Origin of the sequence: Caldalkalibacillus salinus (assembly GCF_016745835.1) — a bacterium.
Classification (GTDB): domain Bacteria; phylum Bacillota; class Bacilli; order Caldalkalibacillales; family JCM-10596; genus Caldalkalibacillus_A; species Caldalkalibacillus_A salinus.
The window spans coordinates 139413-149812 of the sequence record NZ_JAERVL010000017.1 but is presented as its reverse complement, the minus strand read 5'-3'; the positions used below and the strand labels follow the sequence as shown (position 1 = coordinate 149812).

Annotated in this window: 11 protein-coding genes; 6 read left to right on the top strand and 5 right to left on the bottom strand. The window is 42.6% G+C overall.

What is annotated here, in order from left to right; all coding sequences use genetic code 11:
* Window positions 1–126 precede the first annotated feature (126 nt).
* The 4 genes from JKM87_RS11610 to JKM87_RS11595 all read left to right on the top strand — a co-directional run bounded on the left by JKM87_RS11610 (window position 127) and on the right by JKM87_RS11595 (window position 2267).
* Window positions 127–321, top strand: a complete 195-nt coding sequence (locus JKM87_RS11610; RefSeq protein ID WP_202080529.1) for a hypothetical protein — start codon at window positions 127–129, stop codon at window positions 319–321.
* Between the two features lie 160 nt (window positions 322–481).
* Entirely contained in the window at window positions 482–1264 is a 783-nt protein-coding gene (locus JKM87_RS11605; protein ID WP_202080528.1) for a hypothetical protein, read from the top strand.
* 132 nt (window positions 1265–1396) lie between these two features.
* Entirely contained in the window at window positions 1397–1792 is a 396-nt protein-coding gene (locus JKM87_RS11600; RefSeq protein ID WP_202080527.1) for a hypothetical protein, read from the top strand.
* 127 nt (window positions 1793–1919) lie between these two features.
* Window positions 1920–2267 (top strand): DUF3139 domain-containing protein, encoded by a 348-nt coding sequence (locus tag JKM87_RS11595; protein WP_202080526.1) that lies wholly within the window; start codon window positions 1920–1922, stop codon window positions 2265–2267.
* Window positions 2268–2435: 168 nt separating this feature from the next.
* Here the strand turns inward: JKM87_RS11595 and JKM87_RS11590 are convergent, their stop codons facing one another.
* The 4 genes from JKM87_RS11590 to JKM87_RS11575 all read right to left on the bottom strand — a co-directional run bounded on the left by JKM87_RS11590 (window position 2436) and on the right by JKM87_RS11575 (window position 7047).
* Entirely contained in the window at window positions 2436–2816 is a 381-nt protein-coding gene (locus JKM87_RS11590) for a DUF779 domain-containing protein (protein ID WP_202080525.1), read from the bottom strand.
* 31 nt (window positions 2817–2847) lie between these two features.
* On the bottom strand, window positions 2848–4380 hold the full coding sequence (gene exaC, locus JKM87_RS11585) for an acetaldehyde dehydrogenase ExaC (RefSeq protein ID WP_202080524.1): 1533 nt from the start codon (window positions 4378–4380) through the stop codon (window positions 2848–2850).
* A 171-nt stretch (window positions 4381–4551) separates the two neighbouring features.
* Complete coding sequence (locus JKM87_RS11580) at window positions 4552–5073, bottom strand: type 1 glutamine amidotransferase domain-containing protein (RefSeq protein ID WP_202080523.1); 522 nt, start codon at window positions 5071–5073, stop codon at window positions 4552–4554.
* A gap of 75 nt (window positions 5074–5148) precedes the next feature.
* On the bottom strand, window positions 5149–7047 hold the full coding sequence (locus JKM87_RS11575; protein WP_202080522.1) for a stalk domain-containing protein: 1899 nt from the start codon (window positions 7045–7047) through the stop codon (window positions 5149–5151).
* A gap of 449 nt (window positions 7048–7496) precedes the next feature.
* On the opposite strand from JKM87_RS11575, the gene JKM87_RS11570 reads away from it, so the two are divergent.
* On the top strand, window positions 7497–8093 hold the full coding sequence (locus JKM87_RS11570) for a hypothetical protein (RefSeq protein WP_202080521.1): 597 nt from the start codon (window positions 7497–7499) through the stop codon (window positions 8091–8093).
* Between the two features lie 254 nt (window positions 8094–8347).
* A complete protein-coding gene (locus JKM87_RS11565; protein ID WP_202080520.1) occupies window positions 8348–9643 on the top strand; it encodes a D-alanyl-D-alanine carboxypeptidase family protein in 1296 nt (431 codons plus the stop codon).
* Here JKM87_RS11565 and JKM87_RS11560 read toward each other — a convergent pair.
* Complete coding sequence (locus JKM87_RS11560) at window positions 9640–10236, bottom strand: hypothetical protein (RefSeq protein ID WP_202080519.1); 597 nt, start codon at window positions 10234–10236, stop codon at window positions 9640–9642. The two genes, JKM87_RS11565 and JKM87_RS11560, sit on opposite strands and share 4 nt — an antisense overlap.
* Window positions 10237–10400: the final 164 nt, after the last annotated feature.

Here is a 10400-nt window from a genome sequence, read left to right as displayed (position 1 = left end):
GTAAGTGCGCCAGGGTACAGCTACGAGCAAGAGTGGGAAGAATAAGTTAAGCCGAAGGCTTAAAAGCTAAGATCAACCCGTAAGCCAAAGAAGAGCCTGGTTCAATTGTTCTTCTTTGGCTTTATTGTGGGTGAAAACAATTCTAATGATAAGCCCGTGAGGGCTGTATCATTTGACCCACAGTTTGATGATAGCGCATTTACCTTGCAGCAAAGTTTTCCCGAATCTGAAGGAATGAGCGTATGCGAAGCAAATCACCTGATAGAAAAAGCTAAGCGAGTGAGTTCAGCAGGGAAAACGGACAGTATGGCGTACATATAGGAAAGGTAAACAGGGCGAGAATCAAACAGTGATGAAAATCTTATATCTTCACAGATGACTATTTTGATTCTAGATTAGGGGAAAGTTAATCAAAGAGTTTGCTGATCAAGGTTTTGAGATAAATATTATCCATTGGCGTTTAAAATGAGGAGGAGTAAACATGATCGAGTATTCCTTAAGCACAGTCTGTTACTACGAACCAAAAAGTGTACAGGATTGTTTTCAGCTAGGCGTTGATTTCAAAGAGCTAGTTAAAAACGAAAGTTTATTTAGATTTGAAATTGAGGAACATTCAGATATAACTAAGGTAAAAGAAGGTTTAACCTTACCCGATGTAATTACAAGATACAAATATGATGAGGTAAACTCGGTTGATTCCTTCCAGTTAAAATTTGATCCTTCGCATTTTGAATGTTTATATATAGGTGCAAATTTTCCTAAGAGATTTGAGAAAAGAATTAAGCCTATTACCTTATTCATAAGAATTTACCAAGATAGATTCCATACATCAACGATGCCTGAACAAGGTCAGTACGTGGTACCTTTTCTTGAAACGGATGACGAGCATGTGAAAACGGATGAATTGACCGAGTCTCAAGAAAAATACTTAGCTCAACAGCTACGAATGATTCAACTAACAGGAGCCAAGTGTCTCATCGCTGAAAGATCAGGGCTCGACATGTTAGAAGAATTACACCCTGATGCAATAGATGCTTTAGAAAATAATGTGTTGTATTCATCAGTCTCACCAAAACATCATTGGTTTATATACTTAACAGAGGGAGTTCAGACCGGCTTTGAGATGCATGAAGATATGGTCGCCTACGATTTCCATCAAGGACAGCTATGGGTCAACCCGAATCTGGTGGTGGGTGATGTCCAAGGTGTGATTGACCGAGTAAGTACCCCAGGGTACAGCTACGAGCAGGAGTGGGAAGAATAAGTTAAGCCGAAGTTTAAGCTTTAAGCTAAAGATCAAACCCCAAGTGACTTCAAACATTATCTTAGTGGAACACATAACATACGGGGCTTTATTAGGTAAATGGATATCAACGTATTAAAGGGGGAGGTCATTATGGACATTATCCAAGGTGGTTTTGCTATTTACAAAGGTAAGGAGTACGAAGGATATTATCATTTTGAGCTTGAAAAATATGTATTAAAATCATATGATCCAAATGATGTACATCATGGGTTTCATCAGCACAAAGAATTGAAAAGTCTCTATAAAAAATACGTCGACCTTGAAGAGCTAGATGATGTGTATGAAATATCAACAGTAGCTTTGTATAAAGGAAAAGAAATTGCAGTGAGAAAGTTCAAGGGTGAAATTATAATCTCTCATGGTGATAGAGATTATTGTAAAGAGAATGGGTTCACATACATTGATAGAGGATACTGGCAAAAAGAGGTAAAGGAAGATGAGTTAGAAAAAGTATGGCACGAGAAAAGGGGTATACTAGGATTTTAGACTAGCTGTATTGTAGAACTTTTATGATGCACCTTAAGCGAACACGTTAAGCTATTGCTGCAATTTATCATTCATATGTTGAGCGTTTTCTGCATTCAAGACTTTTGAACGAACGAGGGGGTATTATATGAGAAATAAAAAGAGGACGATGTTAATTGCTATTGTCGCTTTTGTCACTATTATGACATTAGCGCCCTATTTATTTATCCAATATCAACATTATAATATAGAGAAAAAAGTAACAGCTTACTTGTTGAATGATAAAGAATATGACCAAGAAGATTTTGAAATCGTTAGAACCGACATAGGGAAAGTTCCACGCTACTCAGCTGATGTCGTCTTTAAAGACGAACCAAAGATATTTTACATATATAGTGTGTACCCTGAAAGTTTAATCCAGGTTGATGTATTTACAGTTGATGATAATACACAGGAAGATAAAATGAACAGCAAATTTAAACACAGAGAATACTAGGAATACTAGATTCTAAAAAACAAGGATTTGGGCTCAAAAAAGCATGACATACATCATGAAACACCGGACAATGTACAAAACACCCTCAAGGATGTTCCCCTGAGGGTGTTTCCAGTAAATAGAACCGCCAGTTTAAGTAATTCGAACCGGTTAGCCAATTAAAGCCGATTAAGGCTGTCCGTCCGTCACAGGAGTGAGTTTGGCGGACTCCTCTTGGGTAAAAGGACGCGAACGGATCATAAACCGATATCCGAGTGGGATTTCGAGTGAAAAAGACGCCCCACGCCCTTTGGTTACATCAATGGTCAGTTGAGTGTGCTGCCAGTATTCAAATTGAGACTTGGACATATAGAAGGGGCACTCTTCTATATCTCCTAGATATACGTCATTCGTCCCTATTTTGAACTGTCCCGCTTTATAGCACATCGGGGAAGAGCCATCACAGCAACCTCCACTCTGATGAAACATGAGTGCCCCGTGTGTATTTTTAAGCTCTTGTATGAGTTTCGTGGCCTCATTCGTAGCCAAAACACGTTTGACTTGTGTCATCTCAAACCTCCTTTCAAAAGGGAAGTTCCTTTTAAAAGAGGCCAGTAGGATTCTTATCGTAGGATATGAGCATGTTTTTCGTTTGCTGATAGTGCTCAAGCATCATCTTATGTGTTTCACGTCCGATACCAGACTGCTTATAACCCCCGAATGAGGCATGAGCAGGATAGGCGTGATAACAATTTACCCAGACACGACCGGCCTCGATTTGTCTAGATAAGCCATACGCTTGATGCATATCTCTCGTCCACACACCAGCACCTAATCCATAGAGTGTATCATTCGCTTGTTCGATGAGATCGTTTTCATCTTTGAACGTTGTAACGGAAACGACAGGTCCAAAGATTTCTTCTTGGAAGATTCTCATTTTGTTGTGCCCCTCAAACACGGTGGGTTCAACATAATAACCTTGAGGATATTGAGGATTCTGATACGCACGCCCTCCCGTTAAGACACGGGCGCCTTCTTTTTGCCCGATATCGATGTAGCTGAGAATCTTCTCATATTGATCGGCTGATGCTTGTGCCCCCATCATCGTGTCCTGCTTAAGTGGGTCTCCCATTTTAATTTCTTTCACTCTCTTAAGGGCTCTGTCCATGAACTCATCGTAGATCGATTCTTGAATGAAAGCGCGTGATGGACAGGTACAAACTTCCCCTTGATTCAGAGCGAACATGGTAAACCCTTCTAAGGCTTTGTCTAAGAAAGCATCATCCTCCCGTAGTACACTTTCAGTGAAGACGTTTGGCGATTTTCCGCCTAATTCAAGGGTGACAGGCTTAATGTTCTCCGAAGCAAATTGCATGATCAATCGACCCGTTGTCGTTTCCCCTGTAAAGGCAATTTTTCCTACATTAGGAGAGGTGGCAAGAGGTTGCCCCGCTTCAGGACCGAATCCGTTGACAATATTAAGCACGCCTGGTGGAAGCAAGTCGCCAACGAGTTCAGCGAATAGCAAGATCGTCGCAGGTGTTTGTTCCGCCGGTTTTAGAACCACACAGTTACCCGCGGCCAGGGCAGGTGCTAGCTTCCAGGACGCCATTAATAGTGGAAAGTTCCAAGGAATAATCTGACCGACCACGCCGATAGGCTCGTTGATGTGCATTGAGACGGTTTGGGCATCGATTTCTGACACGCCGCTTTCTTCACCTCGAATCACACCAGCAAAGTAGCGCCAATGATCGATGGCCAGTGGTAGATCAGCGGCTAGTGTTTCCCGGATGGCTTTACCGTTATCCCACGTTTCAGACAAGGCAAGTGGTTCTAGATTTTCTTCAAGACGATCCGCTATTTGGAGTAATATGCGACTCCTTTGTTCTACCGACGTTTTTCCCCACGCGTCTTTGGCACGGTGGGCGGCACTTAAAGCGGCTTCAATATCCTCCTCAGTGGAACGAGCCACTTTGGTGAATGTTTTCCCGTCTACCGGGGAGGGATTTTCAAAGTATTGCCCCTTCTTTGGGGGCACCCATTCACCCCCAATAAAATTGTCATACGTGTCTTGATATTGAACGATGCTACCCGTTGTGTTAGGTCTGATAAATGGTTGGCTCTGATTAGACATACGCATTCCTCCTTGGCTTGAATTAAAGGCGTGTCCCTTCATTAGAGAAATATGCGCAACAAGGAATAATAATGACTGTTTAGCATGAATGAAAATAGAAAAAGCCAGGATTGATTCCTGGCTTCTGACTAGTCTATCTATTAGCTGTTGAAAGTTAGATGTTGAAAGCTTTTATTCGCTAAGCTTGTCAGCGAAGGCCTTGGCATAAGGGGGAAGATCTGGCGGACGACGGCTGGAAACGATATGTCCGTCGACAACCACAGGCTCATCAACCCATGTGGCACCCGCATTTTCCATATCGTCACGAATACCGGGCGTACTTGTCACTTTGACACCTTCAAGTATTTTAGCCGAGATAAGCACCCAACCTGCGTGACAGATCTGACCGATCGGTTTGTGATTGTCGTTCATATGTTTGATCATATCGATGACTTCAGGGTATCGCCTTAACTTATCTGGTGCCCAACCGCCAGGAACCAGAATGGCATCATAATCCTCCGGGTTAATGTCTTTAAATCCATAATCTGAAACGGCCGGTACGCCGTACTTACCTGTGTATTTTTCTTTTCCTTTTTCACCCACTACGTGAACGGTTGCCCCTTCCTCTTGTAAACGGAGGATAGGGTACCAATGTTCTAAATCCTCGAAGTCGTGGTCTACTAAAGCGATGACTTTTTTGTCACTTAAGCGCATGTGTCTACCTCCTTTGATGCCCAGTATACATGATTTCAAGTGTCGTTCAAAATAGGACAAAGCGAGTTAAGGGTATTAAGAGTCCTGTTTGCCCTCATCGTCTAGCGCATCTTCACTTTGATCCTCATCTTGATCTTCGTTTTCATCAAATTCATTTTCGTCAAGTTCATCGTCTTCCTGCGGTGTAGTAGCACTGTCCTTTTGATCAGCCTCTAAGCGATTGTCCATAGGGTAAAATAAGAGGTCAAACGGGAGTGGAGAACCGGATGGAGGAGAGATAATGAGCTGGATTTCACCTTCCTGTCCCGTCGTTCTCTCAATTAAAAATCCTGTTCGTGCCTCAATTGTACCCGAATGTGGCATACGTAATATCTCGTCATTGACGATCATCGCTCCTTTGAATCTGCCACCACGCGGAACGAGCGCGATACCCATTTTAGGTGGATTTTGTATGGTGATATCGTACATGACGCCATAATTCCCACGATTTTGTACATCTCCCCCCGTTAAACCATCCTTTCCTGTTACCCAAGGGGCATGGTTAGGGTCTCCGATAGGGAAGCGAGTTGGTATGTCCTCAATTTGAACGCCATCGATATTAAACGTCAGACGTGACGTATCGTAAGTCCCACGAACATGATTGTCTCTTGGAAGTTCCTCAAAGTCTGTGAACATCAAGTCAATGATGGACGCCTCTGGTTCATGGGCGATAACTTGGAGCTCGACTTCACCATCAACGGTGATATCATGCATGATATGTGCCCCATAAGCCGGGTAGAGTGTTTCGGAACGATAATAAATAATCGATTCCCCGGGTCGAATGGTGACAGTTTCATGATCGTTTTGGTCAATAAACCAGTTGGCTAACCCTTGGCTACCTAGCAGGTTATAAATGTATGAAGGGCCAACTTCACCCGTTTGTGTTTGTTCAATGGTGACGACCTCGTCCGTATGATTGGTCGCCATGACAGAAAACTGAGCCAGGGAGGACTCAATGCCATTCACATGAGTAGCATAGATACGCTGATCTCCGCTGATCGTTTCTTTATATAATAAGCCATAATCTCTAAAAGTCTCCGGACTATTACTCAAAACGAGGGTACGGGACGTGTCCTCAGATTGATCTGACTGGGCAAGCTTATAGTTCCAATACTTCCCTATATCTAGGTTAATCAATCTTTCATTTTGTTCTAGATTATGATAATAGAAGCCGTACTCTTCTCTCGTTGTCAGAACTTCATTTTGAACATAGATTGTTCTCGTGTAGGTGTCGCTTTCTTTACCGTCACGATCGACCGCTTTCAGTGATACCTCATGCGCTCCAGGGCTGAAGAAGACGGGATTGTTATTCTCCCAATGTAGGCGAATACCCGTCCCGTCAGGATGATAGGATAAATCTATATATCTAATGCGTTCACCCACTTTATATGTTTCTTTATCCGTAGCGAATAACGCAATAGGCTTAGCCCCTATAGGCTGTGGCTCCGTTTCTTGTACGGTGACGATCTTTTCAGTGTGGTCGTAATTGATTGCAACATCTGAATGGTCGGCCATCGTTCTCACCGATAACACCAAATGATTCTGTAGAATCGCTGCCACCGAGTCAAAAGGCACTGCTTCGTCATTAATGATCGCTGTATTGCTTCTTTGGTTTAAGGTCATCTCCGCTTTCGAGGTTGTCAGATAGATGTTTCGTGTTTCGGCGTCCCACTTCACACCAAAACCGATCTGCTCCGATAGAAAACGAACAGGCACAAATAGACGCCCATCGATGACCGTTGCAGGCACGTCTAGTTCTATTTTCTCACCATCGACAATAGCTGTACCATCACTTAGGTCGAAAATGACATCACTTGATACGTGTGCGTTTGTATCCTGTGCCGTAACGACTTCATCAGTGCTGTACAGTAAGGACATTAGTAAGATAAAGGATGCCATAAATACGGGGATCTTGCGCGAAATTAAATCGTTCACTCGTCTCACCATCTCTTTCTTTACGATGTCATGTATAAATCTACCAAATCCACTATATATAGACGCAGGTTTAGGAAAATAGTTTCGTTTTCAGTTTACTTTTTTTGAGACTTGCTATGTTATGATATAAATGAAAAGATTAATGTTGATAGAGAAAAAGATACAGAGTGGAGCATCATGGAAAAAAGAGTAGAAGCCTGTTAAGAGTCTCAAACCGAAGCACAAAGCCGTTTATTAATTTTCCATATGGCAAAGTTATGTAAGGATATCAGACTTATAGCATACAGACATAGTACGTTAGTCATGTTAGGATCACAACGCATATCATCTGATCGTTAGTGCCATTGATTTATTTTTTGATTGAGAGACAGGATTATCCTCACACATGTAAAACTATGTAGAATATTAGCAAAAGTGGCAAAATGCTACGATGTGGAGGGGATATAATCATGAATACAGAGATCGTTTTCAAGTACAGTAAAAGAAAGGCGTTGATCAGAGCGATAGGTTGTACCATGATTGCCATTATGTCATTCACTGTTCTCAATGTAAGTGATTATGGCGCCGGACAAAGTAAAATAGCGTTTCTTGCTTTAATAGGCTTATTCACCGTTTTTGCTATGATTTATTTTATACAGTCTATGAAGTCGCAAGCTTTCCTGACCTTGCGCCAAGATCATGTCGCCGTTACAGCGGATGACCTTCCTGCTTTTACCGTGCCTTATCAATCGATTGATGCAGTGGATATTCTCGACCTATCGGCAGGGAAAATGTTATCTTCTCATGATGCCAAGGTCTATCTCGCTATTCAAGTCAATGATGTTGAGAGGGTAAGGCATCAACTTCCTCAAGATAAACAAGATATCATCATAGATGGTGGGAGTAACGGACTCGTAGCCATCCCCTTAGAAGGTGTAAAGGGCAAACCAAACGATATAATCGCCCAATTTGATTCAGTCTTACAAGCATTTCAGTCGCATACTGTTAAAAACGATGAAGCAAGTGTCACGTCATCAAGGACATCAGATACGAGCACCTTAAGCTAATCATTTATAAGCTAATCGATGGGACAAGAAAGCAACCTCCAAACGGAAAAGGAGGTTGTTTTTTTTGTTCTGTAGTAGGTAAAAATTCCTAATAATATGGCATTTTAATGGCATTTTAATAGGATCATCATATGATAAAAAATTCATGGTAGTCTTAAGGGTGTATTTTGTGGACAAAGACCATTATGACCACATGCTAATCGGACAGTGAAACATATGTATAGAGTAAATTAAGAAAAAAGGAGGATGAGGACATGAGAGAACATGTAGTCCCTCAAGATGGCAGACGACCTAAGTCAGGCACCATCCTTCGGTTTACTGTACTTATCTTATGTATTTTCTTCACGCCGTCTTCTCTAACGGCAATGGCAAAAGCCGAGGAACCTCGTCTCCAGAGTGAGACGGCCATTTTAATCGATGGTACCACGGGTGATATTTTGTATGAAAAAAACGCGCATCAACAGATGTATCCAGCTAGCATTACAAAGATTGTCACTGGCATTGTCGCCATAGAACAAGGGGATACAGAAGAAATAGTCACAGTGAGCGAGAATGCTCGCAACGTGATTGGCACGAGGGTTTATCTGGAGGAAGGGGAGCAAGTGCCTTTGTTAAAACTCATTCAGGGTTTGCTCATGGCTTCAGGTAATGACGCTGGGACTGCGATTGCAGAACACTTTGACCACACGGAAGAGGCTTTTTCTCAACGTATGAATGCATTTGTACGAGAAACGGTAGGGGTGAAGGACACACATTTTACAAATCCCCACGGTTTATTTGATGATAACCATTATACGACCGCATATGACATGGCCATGATGACACAGTACGCCATGGAAAATGAAGTGTTTCGGGAGGTTGTCGGTACCAACAGCATGGAGTGGGTTGGAGAGGCTTGGGAAACGACCATCTACAATCATAATAGACTGATCCGTCAATATGACGGTGCCACCGGGGTCAAAAATGGCTATGTTAGGCGTTCAGGTCACACCCTTGTCGGAGCAGCGAAGCGTGAGGACACTGAACTGATTGCCGTGACGTTAGGGGCTCCCTCTGCTGACGCCGTTTATAAGGACATGACTCAGCTTCTAGATTATGGGTTTAAACATTATAAGACGTTGCATATGGAACAAGGAAAAGTCTATCGCGTCGAAGATCGTGTGTACCGTGTGCCACACGATACAGCTATAACAGTAGACAGAGTGGCAAACTATCGGATGGAGGTGAACGCCAATGGGCTTCTGTCCGTAAAAACAGTAGAAGGAGAGACGTTAGCCCATGTTTTACTTCAGGACGAACAGTCCTATGTGCAAAATAACTTTTATTCGGCAATGATGGGACATCGCTCTCCGCTTACATTTTCACAGGATGAGGTAGCCGAAGCTGTCGTTGCCAGTGTCTCAATGACGAACTCAAACGATTCGGATGGCCCTTCCTCAAGGTCAAATAGGGGGATGTACACCGTAATAGGTGGATTGATCATCGTCAGTGGACTCGTTTTCTTATACTTAAGAAGACGTCGCCAAAGGAAAAGACGATTGTTCTATTAAAGGTCAGGAGTACGATGTTGCTGTGGCTCACTCTCCAGAGGTTCTAAGTGTACGGTTTCCAACTGGCTCGTTAAAATGCAAAACAATAGGATCAACATGAACATAGGAAGAGGTGACGTGAACAACCATGTGTGGTGTAGTCGCCTTTTTTTTACGTTTGGCTTGTCATTTTGTCTGTCACCTGATGGACTGTGATGTTGACTTTGTTCAATGCATTCAATACACATAAGATATACAAAAAAGAGGGCCGTAACACAGATGGTAGAGAGTACTTGGACCATGACGACCGCTTCATTGTACGGTATCATCACCCCTAACATCGCCCCCATCATCCCACCCATAACGCCAGACAACAAGCCATCTAGTACAGCTATAACATGGCTGGGCAGGCCAGCAACACTGCCCAATATACTCCCGATCACCATGCTGATAATGGTCACTTGTACATAATATGTAGGAAACAGTATGCCCAGTAGACACCCTGTACTTAAACCCACGATCATGCCCACTGACATGGCTAACATCATCCCGGTCATTTGTGCTAATCTTTGTCGCCATATGAATGGTAACACGGTTAGCCATAATAAGATCAAAACATAAAAAAATGCTGATATCTTAGGCAGCATGTTTTCACCTCTCCGTATCGTCCTACATCATTGTATGCGCTGCTGAGAAACAGTATGTCCACATATATTTGTTAAATAAATGGATGAAAATCGTCTGAATGGCAAAAAATAGAGTGGGAGGATGGTGATAA